At 67.8% G+C, this 15,086-nt stretch carries 12 protein-coding genes; all 12 read right to left on the bottom strand.

Annotation, left to right across the window (positions count from 1 at the left end):
* The 12 genes from G6034_RS10840 to dinB all read right to left on the bottom strand — a co-directional run bounded on the left by G6034_RS10840 (position 1) and on the right by dinB (position 14,799).
* On the bottom strand, positions 1-1,110 hold the full coding sequence (locus G6034_RS10840; RefSeq protein ID WP_176635126.1) for a UDP-N-acetylglucosamine--N-acetylmuramyl-(pentapeptide) pyrophosphoryl-undecaprenol N-acetylglucosamine transferase: 1,110 nt from the start codon (positions 1,108-1,110) through the stop codon (positions 1-3).
* A 7-nt stretch (positions 1,111-1,117) separates the two neighbouring features.
* Positions 1,118-2,386: a putative lipid II flippase FtsW gene (gene ftsW, locus G6034_RS10835; protein WP_176635125.1), complete on the bottom strand. Its 1,269-nt coding sequence runs from the start codon at positions 2,384-2,386 to the stop codon at positions 1,118-1,120.
* Positions 2,386-3,972: a UDP-N-acetylmuramoyl-L-alanine--D-glutamate ligase gene (murD, locus tag G6034_RS10830; RefSeq protein ID WP_176635124.1), complete on the bottom strand. Its 1,587-nt coding sequence runs from the start codon at positions 3,970-3,972 to the stop codon at positions 2,386-2,388. Before murD ends, ftsW begins: the two co-directional genes overlap by 1 nt.
* Positions 3,954-5,066, bottom strand: a complete 1,113-nt coding sequence (mraY, locus tag G6034_RS10825; protein ID WP_176635123.1) for a phospho-N-acetylmuramoyl-pentapeptide-transferase — start codon at positions 5,064-5,066, stop codon at positions 3,954-3,956. The genes murD and mraY overlap by 19 nt, the downstream gene beginning before the upstream one ends.
* Complete coding sequence (locus G6034_RS10820; protein WP_176635122.1) at positions 5,063-6,601, bottom strand: UDP-N-acetylmuramoyl-tripeptide--D-alanyl-D-alanine ligase; 1,539 nt, start codon at positions 6,599-6,601, stop codon at positions 5,063-5,065. The genes mraY and G6034_RS10820 overlap by 4 nt, the downstream gene beginning before the upstream one ends.
* A gap of 6 nt (positions 6,602-6,607) precedes the next feature.
* Positions 6,608-8,281, bottom strand: coding sequence for a Mur ligase family protein (locus G6034_RS10815; protein ID WP_425485510.1), 1,674 nt, complete (start codon positions 8,279-8,281; stop codon positions 6,608-6,610).
* Between the two features lie 20 nt (positions 8,282-8,301).
* Positions 8,302-10,110: a peptidoglycan D,D-transpeptidase FtsI family protein gene (locus G6034_RS10810; RefSeq protein WP_343038015.1), complete on the bottom strand. Its 1,809-nt coding sequence runs from the start codon at positions 10,108-10,110 to the stop codon at positions 8,302-8,304.
* Between the two features lie 62 nt (positions 10,111-10,172).
* Positions 10,173-10,856: a cell division protein FtsL gene (gene ftsL, locus G6034_RS10805; RefSeq protein WP_246295659.1), complete on the bottom strand. Its 684-nt coding sequence runs from the start codon at positions 10,854-10,856 to the stop codon at positions 10,173-10,175.
* Complete coding sequence (gene rsmH / locus G6034_RS10800; RefSeq protein ID WP_176635120.1) at positions 10,853-11,851, bottom strand: 16S rRNA (cytosine(1402)-N(4))-methyltransferase RsmH; 999 nt, start codon at positions 11,849-11,851, stop codon at positions 10,853-10,855. Before rsmH ends, ftsL begins: the two co-directional genes overlap by 4 nt.
* Positions 11,852-12,081: 230 nt before the next feature.
* Positions 12,082-12,519, bottom strand: a complete 438-nt coding sequence (gene mraZ / locus G6034_RS10795; RefSeq protein ID WP_176635119.1) for a division/cell wall cluster transcriptional repressor MraZ — start codon at positions 12,517-12,519, stop codon at positions 12,082-12,084.
* Between the two features lie 464 nt (positions 12,520-12,983).
* Positions 12,984-13,349, bottom strand: a complete 366-nt coding sequence (locus G6034_RS10790; protein ID WP_176635118.1) for a DUF3040 domain-containing protein — start codon at positions 13,347-13,349, stop codon at positions 12,984-12,986.
* Positions 13,350-13,563: 214 nt separating this feature from the next.
* The gene (gene dinB / locus G6034_RS10785) at positions 13,564-14,799 is read right to left on the bottom strand and encodes a DNA polymerase IV (protein ID WP_425485513.1); all 1,236 of its coding nucleotides are present in this window, start codon (positions 14,797-14,799) and stop codon (positions 13,564-13,566) included.
* Between the last annotated feature and the right edge of the window lie 287 nt (positions 14,800-15,086).

Here is a 15,086-nt window from a genome sequence, read left to right as displayed (position 1 = left end):
TCACTTTCCGGCCGCCGCAAGGACCATGTCCGCCATGCGCCCGGCGGCGTCGCGGATGCCAAGGCCCGATGCGCGCGCACCCATGGCTGACAGCCTGTCCGCGTCGAGGCAGAGCGGAATGACGTTGCCTTCAATCCAGGCGGCGTCCAGCTGAGCGTCCGGGACGAGAAGGGCGGCACCGGCGGCCACCAGTTCCGCGGCATTGCGCGCCTGTTCGCCGTTGCCCACCGGCAGCGGCACAAAGACGGCCGGAAGCCCGACGGCGGCCACCTCGGACACGGTCCCGGCACCGGAGCGGCACAGAAGCACGTCGGCCGCGGCGTAGGCGTCCTCCATCGCGTCCACGTATTCGACCTGGTGGTATAGGGGGGCCGTGAGCGGGCTGCCGCCCTCCCCGGACACCTCCTTGCCGTTGCCGGTGATGTGCAGGACCTGGATGCCCGCGGCCCCCAGCGCCGCGGCCGCGCCGGCCACCGCCTGGTTCAGGCGCAGCGCGCCAAGCGATCCGCCGGTGACCACCAGCGTGGGAAGTCCGGATTCCAGGCCCAGCCTGCCGCGGGCGCCGGCCCGTGCCGCCTGCCGGTCAAGGCCGGCCACGGCGGGGCGCATGGGCATGCCCACCACCTTGCCGTTGCGGATCCGGGTCGCGGCGAAGGCTGTGCCAACGCGGCTGGTGAAACGGGCGCCGACCTTGTTGGCGAGTCCGGCCTTGGTGTTGGCCTCGTGGATGACGATGGGCACGCCCAGCGACTTGGCGGCCAGGTACATGGGCGTGCAGACATAGCCGCCAACGCCCACCAGGACGTCGGCGTGCGCGCTGCGCAGGATGTCCTTGGACTGGGCAATGGCGCGGCGCAGGCGCCCCGGGACCCGCAGCAGCTCGGCCGTTGGCCTGCGCGGCATGGGGATCCTCTCGATGGTGGCCAGTGCGTGGCCGGCGGCGGGGACCAGCCGGGTTTCGAGGCCCCCGGCCGTGCCCACGGCCAGGATGGCTGCCTCCGGGACGCGGTCGCGGACGGCGCCGGCGATGGCCAGCAGCGGGCTCACATGGCCGGCGGAACCTCCGCCGGCCAGCACCACGGAGAGCGCGGAAGGATTGAGTTGGGTCATGGTTCTTTCAGTGCATTTCTTGGGGGGCGGGGGTTGGCCCGCCGGCGGGTTCCCGGGCGGTGCGGGCAAAGGAGAGGACAACCCCCAGGGCGGCCAGTGTCACCACCAGGGCGCTGCCTCCGTAGGAAATCAAGGGCAGCGGCACGCCGATCACGGGAAGGAGGCCGGCCACCATGGCGATGTTCACAAAGGCCTGGCCGATGATCCAGGCGAGCACGGAGCCGCAGGCAACACGGGCCAAGGTGTCGTTGCGCCGCATGATGACGCGGAAGATGGCAAAGGCCAGGATCGCGTAGAGGACAATAATGGCGAGGGTGCCGATGAGGCCCAGCTCCTCTCCGAGGATGGCGAAGATGAAGTCATTGTGGGCTTCCGGGATCCAGCTCCACTTTTGCCGGCTTTGGCCCAGGCCCACGCCGAACCAGCGCCCCGACGCCAGGGCGTACAGCCCGTTCTGCGCCTGGTCGCAGAGGCCCTGGCCGTTGTCGCAGTTGCCGAAAAACCCCGACAGCCGCGCGGTCCTGTTGCCGCTGACTGCCGCCATGAGCGCGGCAACGCCGATGCCGAGGCCGACGGCGGAGACCAGCACGCGCTTGCTGCCTCCGGCAAAGAACAGCCCGGCCCCGATGATGGACATCGTGATCACCGCGGTGCCGAGGTCGTGGCCGCCCAGGATGAGGCCCACCACCACCACGCCCGCCGGGACGACAGGCATCACGGTGTGGCGCCACTGGCGGACCAGGTCCCCCTTGCGGGCCAACACCATCGCCATCCACAGGGCCAGGGCCAGCTTGGCGGCCTCGGAGGGCTGGAACTGGACGGACGGGCCGAAGCTGATCCAGTTCCGGTTGCCGCCAATGGACACGCCCAGGGGGGTGAAGACGACGAGCATCAGCAGGATGATCGACAGCACCAGGGCGGGCCAGGCCATCTTTTTCAGCCCCGAGGGCGGCACGAAGGACAGGCCCATCATCAGCACCATCCCCGCCGCGGCGAAGATGCTCTCCTTGATGAACAAGGTGTACGGGTCCATGCCTTCGGAAATGGATTCGGCCGCCGAGGCCGAGAGCACCGTCATGAGTCCGATGCACGTCAGGGCCACCGTGGTGCCGATGATCCAGTAGTAGGAGGCGCTGGGCCGGCCGGCCAATTCGTTGAGGCGGTGGCGCAGACGCTGCGGGCCGGTGGCGCCGGCCGCCTCCGCCGCTGGGGCGGTGTGCGTTTGGGGGGCATGCCCCTTGGCGGAAGTTCCGGGTTGTACCGGCGTTCTGGCCATTATGACTCCTTATTGGCGCTCGCCCGTCGTTCCAACAGCTCCCGGACCGCGTCGATGAACGCCTGGCCGCGGTGGGCATAGGAGGAAAACTGGTCCATCGAGGCGGACGCCGGGGCCATGAGCACCGTGTCGCCGTCCGCGGCAAGCGCGGCCGCGGCCGCAACGGCCTGTGCCATGACGACGTCGCCAAAGATGGGCGTTTCCACCATCCCTTCCTTGTCAGTCTGGGCCCTTCCGGTCTCAATGACCGGCACATCCGGGGCGTGTCGGGACAATGCGCCGGCCAGGGCGCTGCTGTCCTCCCCAATGAGGACCACGGCCTTGAGCCGGCCGGCGTGGGTGCGGACCAGCTCGTCGTACTCGACCCCCTTGGACAGCCCGCCGGCAATCCAGATGACGGGCTTGAATGCGGCAAGCGAGGCGGAGGCTGCGTGCGGGTTGGTGGCCTTGGAGTCGTTGACCCACAGGATCCCGCCGGACGTGGCCACGGGCTGGATGCGGTGTTCGCTGGATTCAAAGGCCCTGAGCCCGTCGCGCACGTTCTCCGGGGTGAGCCCGTAGGCACGCACCAGGGCCGCCGCGGCGGCCGCGTTGGCCACGAGGTGCCGGGGCACCAGCTCTGCGATGTCGCTGACGTGGGCCAGCTCGACGGCGGAATCCTTGCGTTCTGCGATGAAGGCCCGGTCCACGATCAGCCCTTCGACCACGCCGACCATGCTGATGGCAGGCATGCCCGTGGTGAAGCCCACCGCGCGGCAGCCTTCGCGGACGTCGGCCCCTTCCACCATGCGTTCGGTTTCAATCTGCTCCGCGTTGTAGACGCAGGCGACCTTGGTGTTGGCGTAGACCTTGGCCTTGTCCGCGGCATAGGCCTCGAAGCTGCCGTGCCAGTCCACATGGTCCTCGGCCAGGTTCAGGCACACGCTGGAGACCGGCTCCAGGGACCGGGTCCAGTGCAGCTGGAAGCTGGAAAGCTCCACGGCCAGGGCGTCCCAGCCATCGGGGTCGCGGACGGCGTCCAGGATGGGGGTGCCGATGTTGCCGGCGGCGATGGCGCGCAGCCCGGCGGCCTGGAGCATGTGCTCCACCATGGTGGTGGTGGTGGTCTTGCCGTTGGTACCGGTGATGGTGATCCATTCGGCCGTCCTGCGCCCTTCGCGGATGCGCACGCGCCACGCCAGCTCCACATCGCCCCAGATGGGGATGCCGGCGTGCGCGGCCGCCGCCAGGAGCGGGTGTGAGGGCTTGTAGCCTGGGCTGGTGACCACGAGCTCCGCGGGCTCCCCGTCCACCAGGGGCAGCACGGTGGAGCCGGCCTCGCCGAGGATCACTTCGTGGACGCCCACCATCTTCAGGGTGTCGGCGGCGTGGCGGGCGGCGTCGTCGTCCGAGGCGGCCACCACCACCACGCGGGCGCCGAGCTCGGCCAGCGTGTCCGCGGCGGAGAAGCCTGTCTTGGTGATGCCGGTGACCACCACGCGCAGGCCCGCCCAGTCGGCTTCCCAGCGGGTCAGCCCGTCCAGGCGGCCGGAGACTGCATGGTTGGCGGGGGTTGAAGCCGTGTCTGTCACAGTCGAACGATCCATTCCGCGTAAAAGGCGCCCAGTCCCACGGCCACCATGAGCCCGGCGAGGATCCAGAATCTCACCACCACCGTCACCTCGGCCCAGCCCTTAAGCTCAAAATGGTGCTGGAGCGGTGCCATGCGGAACACCCGCTTGCCCTTGGAGAGCTTGAAGAAGCCCACCTGGATGATGACGGAAAGGGTGATGAGCACAAACAGGCCGCCGATGATGAACAACAGGATTTCCGTGCGCGAGAGAATGGCAAAGCCGGCGATGGCCCCTCCGATGGCCAGCGAGCCGGTGTCGCCCATGAAGATCTTCGCCGGCGCGGTGTTCCACCACAGGAAGCCGATGAGGGCGGCAAACATGATGACGGCAATCAGCGAGAGGTCCAGCGGGTCGCGGACCGCGTAGCAGGCGGCCACTGACGGGCTCTTGCGGGAACCGCAGCCCTGGCTGCTCTGCCACAGGCCGATGAGCGTGTAGGCGCCGAACACGAGGATGGCGGTCCCCGTGGCCAACCCGTCCAGGCCGTCGGTGAGGTTCACGCCGTTGGTGGTGCCCGCGATGATCAGGTTGGACCAGATGACAAAGAGGACCACGCCCAGCCCGGCACCGGCAAACGCCAGGTTCAGGGAGGGGATGTCGCGGACAAAGGAGATGAACGTGCTGGCCGGCGTCCGCCCGGTGCCGTCCGGAAAGCCGAGTGCCATGATGGCAAAGGCGATGCCCACAATGCCCTGCCCGGCCAGCTTGCCCTTGGCATCCAGGCCCAGGCTGCGCTGGTTGGAAATCTTCAAAAAGTCGTCCAGGAATCCCACCAGGCCCTGGCCCACCATCAGGAAGATCATCAGCAGCCCGGACGCCGTGGGGCCCTGGGACGCGGGGTTGAGCAGCCAGATGATCAGGTGCGTCAGAAAGTAGGCCCCCACCACGGAGCCAACCACCACGGTGCCGCCCATGGTGGGGGTGCCGCGCTTGATCTGGTGCGTGGTGGGGCCGTCGTCGCGAATGATCTGCCCGTATCCCTTTTTCACCAGAAGCCGGATGAACAAGGGCGTGCCAACCATGGCGAACGCCAGGGCCAGGCCGGTGCCGATGAGCAATGCAATCATGCCTGCTGGGTCCTTTCACCGGGTGTCTGTTCGAGGGGGTCTTCCGGGGCGGCGCTAGTGGGTAATGCTATCCGATCGCCCAGCAGCCGGTCGCCGAGGAAGCGCAGCCCCGCACCATTGGAGGACTTGACCAGCACCACATCGCCGGGGGAAAGCTCGCGTTCCAGCACGGCGTAAGCGGCGTCGGCGTCCGGCACGAACATGGACTCGTCCCCCCAGGACCCCTCCATGACCGCTCCCACGTGCATGGCACGCGCCGGGGCGCCAACCACCACGAGGCGGGAGATGTTCAGGCGCACGGCCACCCGGCCCACGGCGTCGTGCTCCAGCACGGAATCCCCGCCGAGCTCAAGCATCTCCCCCAGCACGGCCCAGGTCCGGCGCCGGCCGCCGTCACCCAGCTCGGCGAGGGTCCGCAGCGCCGCCCGCATGGACTCCGGGTTGGCATTGTAGGCGTCGTTGACGATGGTGACGCCGTCCGCCCGGTCGGTGAGCTCCATGCGGTACCGGCTGGCGGCACCCTGCCGGTTCAGTGACGCCACAATGTCGGCGGGGCCGGCCCCGGCCGCATGGGCCGCGCCGGCCGCGGCCAGCAGGTTGGTGACGTGGTGCAGGCCCAGCAGGCGGCTCCTGACCGGATACGCGCCGGTGTCCCCGGGAAACAGCAGGTCAAATTCCGGGTGTCCCCCCGTGGTCCGCACATTGAGTGCCTGGAGGGCGGCTGCCCCGGTGCCGGTCCCGTCCGGCCCCGCCGGCCCGGCACTGGTGAACCACATGACGGGCGCAACGGCACGCCCCGACATGGCACGGACCCGCAGGTCGTCAAAGTTCAGGATGGCGGTGCCGCCCGCGGACAGCGCCACCACGAGTTCGCCCTTGGCCCGGGCGATGTTGTCGATGGAGCCAAATTCCCCCGCATGGGCGCTGCCCACGCACAGGACCACGCCGATGTCCGGGTTGACCAGGCCTGCCAGGTAGTTGATCTGGCCCATCTTCGTGGCACCCATTTCAATGACCAGGTAGCGGGTGGTTTCCACGGCGCGGAACACGGTCAGGGGCACGCCCACCTCGCCGTTGTAGGAGCCCACGGGGGCCACGGTTTCACCCAGCGGCGCCAGGATCCCGGCAAGCAGGTCCTTGGTGGTGGTCTTGCCGGCGGAGCCCGTGATGCCGATGACCGTCAGGGGCGAGTGCGCCCGGATCCGCCGCACCACCTCGGCGGCCAGGGCGCCCATGGCGAGCACGGCGTCGGCGACGACGACCGCCGGGAAGTACGTCCCGGCGCCGGACGCCCCCTCCGGGGCACGAACGTCGCGCTCGGCCAGGGCCAGCACGGCCCCGGCGGCAAAGGCCGCCGCGGTGAAGTCGTGGCCGTCTGCATGTTCCCCCGCCTTGGCCACGTACAGGCTGCCGGCGGAAGCGTCCCGGGAGTCGGTGGCAACCAGTCCCACGTCGATGCGGATGTGGGGATCCGTCCCGGCGGAAAGCCGCCCATTGCATAGCTCGGCAATTTCAGCCGCTGAAAAATCAATCATGTCGGTTTATGACTCTATCCTGCCGGCTGTGGTGGCGGGGAATCCAAAGTGTTCCAGGGCCAGCCGCAGTTCCACCCTGTCGTCCAAGGCAACGTTGACACCCTTGACCTCTTGATGGACCTCGTGTCCCCGGCCCGCAACGAGGATGGTGTCTCCCGGGCCGGCAAGCTCCACGGCGCGGAATATCGCGCCGGCCCGCCGGTCAAGCTCTTCAATCAGCCGCCGCGGCGTGCGCCCCTCATTGGCCGCCAGGGCGCCCTTGAGCACCTCCGCGCGAATGGCGGCCGGGTCCTCGTCATGGGGGTCGTCGTCGGTGATGATCACCACATCGGCACCCGCCACGGCCACGGCTCCCATGACGGGGCGCTTGGTGGCGTCGCGCTGCCCGGTGGCGCCGAACACCACAATGACCCGGGCGGCTGGTTCCGGGGAGCGGACCGCCAGCAGGGCCCGTTCCAGGGCGTCCGGATTGTGGGCAAAGTCCACTACGGCCACCGGTGCGGTACCCACCAGCTGCATGCGTCCCGGGACGGCCAGCGTGAAGGGGTCGTGCGCGTCCAGGGCGTGCTGCAGGGCGGCCTGGACGGCGGGCAGGGCTGCCCTGCGGGCCGTCCCGCTGCCCTCGGCGGCGGCCAGCAGCTGCTCCGCGACCATCACCAGCGCCAGGGCCGCGTTGGAGGCGTTGAAGTCCCCGGGCAGCCCCGTGCGCACCGAGAAGCTGGTGTCATGCGGGCCGTCGAGTCGGAAGCGCGAGCCAATGCCGTCCCGGTGGATCTCGGACACCCGCCAGTCTGCCCGGGCCTCGCCTGACGTGCGGGCGGCGGACGGCGTGGTGGACAGCGTTTGCACGGGAACCGATGCCTCGGCGGCCATGCGCCGGCCCCAGGTGTCGTCCACGGTGACCACTGCGCGCTTCGCTCGTGCGGGGGTGAACAGCTGGGCCTTGGTGGCATAGTAGCCGTCCATGCCGCCGTGCAGGTCGAGGTGGTCCTGGGTGAGGTTGGTGAAGCCGGCCACGTCAAAGACCACCGAATCCACGCGGCCAAAGGCCAGCGCATGCGAGGACACTTCCATGGAAGCGGCCCCCAGCCCCCGCTCGGCCATGGCCGCCAAAAGGGCGTGGACGTCCGTTGATTCCGGCGTGGTGAGCTTGCTGGGGATGGGTTCGTCGCCGGCCAGGATTTCAATGGTCCCAATGAGCCCGGTGGTCTTTCCGAGCGCGCGCAGCAGTGAATTGAGGAAGTAGGTGGTGGTGGTCTTGCCGTTGGTTCCTGTCACGGCAAAAAGCGGCATGGCCGCTGCGTCCCGCTCCCCCGTGCCATACACAAGGGCCGCCACCGCCCCGGCGGCCCCGCGGGGATCCGGGCAGGCGAGCACGGGCACGGGGAGGGTGTCTGCGAGAAGACGCGCGCCGGCGTCGTCCGTCAACACCGCCACGGCGCCCGAGGACACGGCGGAGGCGGCAAAGTCGGCGCCGTGGGCGTGCGCCCCCGGCACGGCAATGTAGAGGTCCCCGGGCAGGATGCTGCGGGAGTCCAGGCTGGCCCCGGTCACGGCCACCTGTGCACCGGTACCGGCGTGGGCGCCCGCGACGTCCGCGATCCGCCCAAGCGGCACGGAGCCGTGGTGCGCGGGACGCACAGGGGCAGCTTTCTTTTCCACCAAATGCCTGTCTCTCATGTCGGTCCGGGCCGCCGGCATTACTTGTAGAACTTCGGCGGCATGGCGGGAGGCGTTGTGGACGGCGGCACGTTGTAGGTGCGCAGGACCTGTCCCATCACCTGATTAAATGTAGCCCCCTGCGTCACGCCGTAGATGCTCCCCTTGGGCCGCTGGACCGTGATTGCCACCACGTACTGCGGGTCCTCCATGGGCGCCATGCCAATGAACGACGACGTGTACCCGTCAAAGCCGACGCCGTTCGCCGCCGGCGCCTCCGACGTCCCGGTCTTGCCGCCCACCCGGTAGCCCGGAATGTTAATGGCGTTGTAGTGGGACATGGTGGCCACGCCCTCCAGCATGAGCCGGTCCTCCGCCGCGGTCTTGGGGGAGATCACCTTGATGCCGGGGGCCTGCCTGACGGTGTCCACCGTGCCGTCGGCGGCCGTCGTGGAGTCGATGATCTGGGGTTTGAGCCGCATGCCGTCATTCGCCACTGTCTGGTAGATGAAGGCTGACTGCAGGGGCGTCTGGGCCACGCCCTGGCCGAACAGCACCGTGTACTCCTGGCGACCGTCCCACTGCTGCCAGGGGACGAGGATTCCGGGGCTTTCACCGGGAAGGTCGATCCCGGTCCTCTGCCCCACCCCGAACTTGTGCAGCCAGTCGTAACGCTCCTTCTTGGTCATTTTGGAGCCCGCCATGACAGTGCCGGTGTTCATGGAGTCGGCAATGATGCCCGCCAGGGTGCGTTTTTCGGTGCCGTGGACGAACGCGTCGTCAAAGGTTTGGCCGCCGATGGTGAGCGACGGCGGCACCAGGAAGTGGCTCATCGGGTTGTAGAGGCCCTTTTCCATGACGCCCGAGGTGGTGACGATCTTTTCGGTGGATCCCGGTTCCACCACGTCGCTCACGGTCCTGGAGCCGACGTCCGCGGTCTTGGAGGCACCCGGATTGTTGGGGTCATAGGAATCGCTGTCCGCAATGGCGATGACCTTGCCGGTCTTGACCTCCAGCACGGTGATGCTGGCCCAGTCGGCGCTGTACTGTTCCTTCTGCTGCTGCGCCGCCTGCTGGGCGTAGTACTGGATGTCCTCGTTGATGGTGAGCTTGACCGTCTGGCCGTCGACGGCGGGAACGGTCTCGACGGGGGCCGTGGGAATGATGATGCCGTTCTTGCCGGCCTGATAGGTGCGCGAGCCGTCAGTGCCGGTGAGCTTGGCGTTCATGGTCTGCTCGATCCCGGCCAGGCCCTTGCCGTCGGAGCCCACGAAACCGACGATCGGCCCGCCCACCGAGCCCATCGGGTAGACACGCTTGGTCTGTGCCTGCGAATAGATGCCCGGCACGCCCAGCGCCGCGACCTTGCCTTCGACCGCCGGGCTGACGTCCCTGACGATGTAGTTGAAGACCTTGGTCCCGGTGGCTGCCTTCTGCACCTGGTCGATGGGGAGCGAGAGGACGTCGGCCAGCTGCTGGAGTCCCTCCGCGCGGGTGTACGTCAGCGTTTTTTGCGTGGCCTGGTCGTAGTGCTTGTACTCCGGGTACAGGGCGCTGTTGACCTGGTTGACGGTAATGTCATAGCGCAGGATGCTCTCGGCCAGCACCTTGCCGTTGGCGTCCACGATTTTTCCGCGCACGGCAGGCAGCACCTGTTTCACCGTCCGCTGGGTTTCGGCGGCCTCGGCCATCTTTCCGACATCCAGGCCCTGGATCATCACCAGCTTGCCGGCGATGACCAGCAGGAACACGATCATCGCGATGAAGCCAATGCGCATGCGGCCGCGGCCGACCTTGTTCAATTGGTGTGCAGTTGCACCCCGTGCCGTGTTGGTGGAGTCTTGTGCCACTGCTTTTCCTTGCCGTCTAGCCTGCGCGGACGCCAGGGTCCGCCGTGTGCTTTCCTAAAACCTTAGCTGGCCTTCTGCGCCGGGGCGGGGATGGTGCCGCCGTTCAAATTCGGTGTCACGGCGGCCGGCGCCGCCGCTGCCGTGCCGGAAGATGCCCCCGCCTTCGCCTTGGCGGCCCGGGCCGCCGCCTTGGCAGCGGTTCCGCCGTCCTGGGCTGCGGACGCGGCCTTGGCGGGCTGCGCTTCAGGCTTGTTAATGTCGGCTGGCGGGAGTATCACCAGGCCCTTGGTCGCGGCGGTGGCCGGCAGCGGGTTCCCGGTCACCTTCCTGGTCTGGAGGTCGATCTGGCCCGTGGCGCCTGCCGGGACCATGCCCATGCCGGTGGCACGCGCCACCAGGCTCTGGGGTGCCTCCTGGGCCGAGAGGTCCAGCTGCAGCGCCTGGTTGGACTTTTCCAGTGCCGTTTGCTGGTTCTTCAGATCCACCAGCTGGTACTGGCCCTGGGAGACGGACACGCTCATCATCAGCACGGCGGCCAGGGCTCCCACCACCAACAGGAACAGCGACACCACCACGGGCGTGCGGCTCCGCCGCGGTGCGGACACCACCAGCGACAGCGGCGTCCGGGCATGCGGGGACTTCCGCTCCGTGGGCGGACGCGTTGCGGGATGCAGCTCGTCCAGGGACAGTGCGCGGGCAGTGTTGCCCACTGTCGGGGTGACCATGCGTGCTGCGGCCTGGCTCATGCGGCGCTCCTGATTCTCACTTTTTCCACTGCCCGCAGCCGCGCGGAGGCGGCCCGGGGGTTTTCAGAAATTTCCTGCTCGGTGGGAACTTCCGTTCCCTTGGTCAGCCGTTTCAGCGTCGCCTTGTGTTCCTCGAGTTCGACGGGGAACCCGGCCGGGGCGCTGGAGCGCGATCCGGCGGCAAAGACGGCCTTGACGACCTTGTCCTCCAGCGAGTGGTAGGACATGACCACGGCCCGCCCGTGCAGGGCCAGGGCGTCAACGGCGGCGGGGACCGCGCGTTCCAGCACGTCAAGTTCCTCGTTGACCTCGATGCGAAGTGCCTGGAACGTCCGCTTGGCGGGGTGCCCGCCGGTCCGGGCCGCCCCGGACGGGACCACGTTGCGGATGATCTCCACCAGCTCTCCGGTATGGGTCAGGGGCGCCTTGTTGCGCGCCGCAACGATGCGGTTGGCTATGCGGCCGGCAAACTTTTCCTCGCCCCAGGTGCGGATGATGCGCACCAGGTCCTCTTCTGAATAGCTGTTGACCACGTCGGCCGCCGTCTGTCCGCGGCTTGTGTCCATGCGCATGTCCAGGGGTGCGTCAAAGGAGTAGGCGAAGCCACGCTCCCGTTCATCCAGCTGGAGGGAGGACACGCCAAGATCCATGAGGACGCCGTCGATGGCGGGGATGCCCAAATCCTCCAGGACGGACGCAATCTCGTCGTAAACGGCGTGGACCAGGTCGGTCCGGGGGGCAAAGGGCGAAAGCCTTTCCCCCGCGAGGGCCAGCGCCTCGGTGTCCCGGTCGATGCCAACCACGTGGAGGTCGTCAAATCGCTGCAGCATGGCCTCGCTGTGGCCTCCCATGCCGAGCGTGGCGTCGACGACGACCGGGGTGCGGCCGGCCTGGCGGGCAGTCTCGAAGGCGGGGGCCAGCAGGTTGATGCAACGGTCCTTCAAAACGGGGGTGTGGCGGGCGGACGTGGGTGGCGCGGGATTTTCCGACGTCATCACGCCTCCGTTTCTCATGGCTCTCGATGGGTCCGCACTGCTTCTTGGGGTTCGGCGCCAGGTCAGGGGCGCCGGTTGTGGTTCTTGGACCAGATCCCCCTCCGCGCCGAGCGCTGTCCTGCCTGGCTCCGGGGAAGGTGAGCCAGGATGGACACTGCCGGGCGGGTGGAGATCTCATCCAAGATCCGGCCATTTTCCGCTCACAACGGGGTCATTCCCATGGTGGTTCGTTATTGCTGGGTGTTACCGGGGATGGCGTCCTCGTCGATTTCCGAGAAAGCCTTCTCCTGTGCCTCGAGGTAGCTGCTCCAAGCGCCCGCGTCCCAGATTTCAGCGCGGTTGCCGGCACCAATGACCACCAGCTCCCGCTCGAGACCCGCATACGCGCGGAGGGTGGCCGGAATGGTCACACGCCCCTGCTTGTCCGGCACCTCGTCGGACGCACCGGAGAGAAAGACGCGGATATAGTCCCTGGCCTGCCGGTTTTGCATTGGCGCGCCGACCATGTCCGCATGGACCTTTTCAAACTCCCTGGCACTGAAGACGTAGATGCAGTTTTCCTGCCCCTTGGTCAGGACAAGTCCACCGGCCAGTTCCTCCCGGAACTTGGCTGGAAGGATGATCCGGCCCTTTTCGTCAAGGCGCGGCGAGTGTGTTCCGAGAAACATCCCCACCACCTTCCCCATCGAGCCGCTGGAACAACCTTCCACCATTACCCTCTTACGCGCTCCACCTTACTCCACAATGCTCCACCGTCAACGCCAGAAGGTCCCAAAGTGGGCGTGTCGCACGGAATGTTCCGCACCAGTGCTGGGATCCGAGCGCTGGTGCGCGGTGGAGGGAAATTTCGCCCCGCGGGCCACGGACCGCCGTGGCAGCCCAAGGAGTGTCCCCTTTTCACCCCAGTCCGGCCTGCCAGGGAGCGAATTGGACCGGGTGGCGGGAAGTGGAGGGTGCCGGGTGGCGGGAAGTGGAGGGGGACTTTTCGGGCACAAAAAAAGCCCGCACTGCGGGCGTTGTCGGCACTTCCATGCTCGTCCGGATGCTCGGGGGGCCGTGTGTGCCGGTTCCGGCCCCCTTGGCCAGCTGTGACGTCACGCCCCGCGCACGGGGCGGCTCCGGGCGCTGGCGGCTACTGGTCCTTGCGGCGCTCTTCCCAGCGTTCCTCGAGGCTGTTCATGAAGCCGCTCTTTTGCTTTGTCGCGGACTTGGCGCCTGCCGTGGGGCTGCCCTTGAACTTGGGTCGGGAAATGGCGATGTACACGCCGGCGCCCATAATGAGGAAGCCGAGGATCCCCACCACGATTATCTTGAGGGCCACGCCGCCAAGCAACACCATGATGCCGGCAATCGTGACCAGGACCCCGATCACAATGTGCCGTGTCGACAATGAACGCGCCGGATCCGAAGCCAGGGTGTGGGCGAACTTTGGATCCTCGGCGTGCAACTGCTGCTCCAGTTGGTCAAGCAGTCTTTGCTCGTGCTCCGAGAGGGGCATGACGACCTCCTTCATGTCAGGGCCATGGACGTCTTAACTCGTTAACGCCTTCTATGCCCGCATTAGTTCCCTGTGGGACGCGAACCGGTCTTTTGAACCGGATCCCGCAGGGCACCAACGAGTTTTGAAGTCATTAATGGCTGACTCCTACTACTAACAATAGGCGTGTTTTGGCGGAACTGAAACCCGGGCAGGGCACCTCCCGGGCGGCCTGTCAAAAAGTTTCCCGGCTGTTCTGATCCAGGTTGGTGCGGACGGTTTTGAGCAGCCTGGCGGGCACAATTCCGGCCGCGCCAAACTTCGCTGCGATGGCATCCCCCACCATCTCGGCGCTACGTCCATTGTCCTCCCGCGGATCGAGGGCAAGCTGCAGCGGTGCCGAGCTGGCCGGCTCCAGGGATTCCACCCGGACACCCACCAGCCTCACGCTTTGCGGCCGCGTGCCAAGGGCGCGCAGCAGTTCCGTGGCCCCGGCGTAGATCTGCCCGGCGCTGTCGATGCCCGCGGGCATCGCCTTGGAACGGCTGACGGCGGAAAAGTCGGCGTACTTGATCTTCAGCGCCAGGGTCCGCCCGGCCAGCCCCGCCTCCCTCAGGCGCCCCGCCACGCGGTGCGAGAGCCGCAGCAGTTCCTTGGTGAGGACGTCGTCGTCGAACGTGTCAACGGCAAACGTCTCCTCCGCGCCAATGCTTTTTTCCACGCGAACCGGCGCGACAGGCCGTGGGTCGATGCCCCAGGCCAGGTTGTGGAGCGCGACGCCGCCGGCACCAAGCGTCTTTTTCAGCACGGCCACCGGGGTGGCGGCGACATCGGCGACGGTGAAGATGCCCAGCCGCTGGAGTGCCTCAAGGGTTTTGGCGCCAACGCCCCAGAGCGCCTGGACGGGAAGCGTGTGCAGGTACTCCACGGTGCGGTCCTTCTCAATGAGAAGCATGCCATTCGGCTTGCAGCGCGTGGAGGCGATCTTGGCCACGAACTTGGAGGCGGCTATCCCCACCGAGGCCGTGATTCCCAGCTGCGACTCCACCTGCCGGCGCACCATGGCGCCGATGTGCAGGGGCTCGCCCAGACGCCGCAGGGCCCCGGAGATGTCAAGGAAGGCCTCGTCCACGCTGAGCGGCTCCACCTTGTCCGTGATGGAGTTGAACAATGCCATCACCTGGGTGGAGACCTCGTGGTAGATGCCGTGCCGCGGTTCAATGACGACGGCGGACGGGGCCATGCGCATGGCCGTGGCCATGGGAAGGGCGGAGCGCACCCCGAGCGCCCTGGCCTCGTACGACGCCGAGAGCACCACCGAGCGCCCCTCCGGAAAGCCGACAATGACCTGGCGGCCCTTTAGTTCCGGCCGCTCGCGAAGTTCCACGGAGACGAAGAAGGCGTCCATGTCCACGTGCATGATGGTGCATCCGGCCTGGTCCAGGACCCGGCCCTCCTGCCCGCGGCGCAGTTCCGCCTCGGCGCGGCTGCTGTCCGGCCGGCGGGGGCGTTCCGGGATGCGGCGGGGATGCTGTTCCACCGGATCAAGCTTAGTGGCCGAGGGGCCCGCCGCGAGCTTGCGAGCGGTGGGAGGCCACTAAGCGTTAGTGGCCGGGGGGCCCGCCGCGAGCTTGCGAGCGGTGGGAGGCCACTAAGCGTTAGTGGCCGAGGGGCCCGCCGCGAGCTTGCGAGCGGTGGGAGGCCACGGCCGGGCGGGCTGCCGCGATTGGGTAAACTGGACAGGAGCCATTGCACCGC

Origin of the sequence: Arthrobacter wenxiniae, from assembly GCF_013376105.1 — a bacterium.
Taxonomy (GTDB): domain Bacteria; phylum Actinomycetota; class Actinomycetes; order Actinomycetales; family Micrococcaceae; genus Specibacter; species Specibacter wenxiniae.
Note: the sequence above shows the minus strand (reverse complement) of the source record. Positions and strands in the feature narration are given on the sequence as shown.

Excerpts from the sequence above, each read along its gene's own strand:
- G6034_RS10840 (WP_176635126.1), bottom strand. The coding sequence starts at position 1,110 with ATGACCCAACTCAATCCTTCCGCGCTCTCCGTGGTGCTGGCCGGCGGA.
- ftsW (WP_176635125.1), bottom strand. The coding sequence starts at position 2,386 with ATGGCCAGAACGCCGGTACAACCCGGAACTTCCGCCAAGGGGCATGCC.
- murD (WP_176635124.1), bottom strand. The coding sequence starts at position 3,972 with ATGGATCGTTCGACTGTGACAGACACGGCTTCAACCCCCGCCAACCAT.
- mraY (WP_176635123.1), bottom strand. The coding sequence starts at position 5,066 with ATGATTGCATTGCTCATCGGCACCGGCCTGGCCCTGGCGTTCGCCATG.
- G6034_RS10820 (WP_176635122.1), bottom strand. The coding sequence starts at position 6,601 with ATGATTGATTTTTCAGCGGCTGAAATTGCCGAGCTATGCAATGGGCGG.
- G6034_RS10815 (WP_425485510.1), bottom strand. The coding sequence starts at position 8,281 with ATGAGAGACAGGCATTTGGTGGAAAAGAAAGCTGCCCCTGTGCGTCCC.
- ftsL (WP_246295659.1), bottom strand. The coding sequence starts at position 10,856 with ATGAGCCAGGCCGCAGCACGCATGGTCACCCCGACAGTGGGCAACACT.
- rsmH (WP_176635120.1), bottom strand. The coding sequence starts at position 11,851 with ATGACGTCGGAAAATCCCGCGCCACCCACGTCCGCCCGCCACACCCCC.
- mraZ (WP_176635119.1), bottom strand. The coding sequence starts at position 12,519 with ATGTTTCTCGGAACACACTCGCCGCGCCTTGACGAAAAGGGCCGGATC.
- G6034_RS10790 (WP_176635118.1), bottom strand. The coding sequence starts at position 13,349 with ATGCCCCTCTCGGAGCACGAGCAAAGACTGCTTGACCAACTGGAGCAG.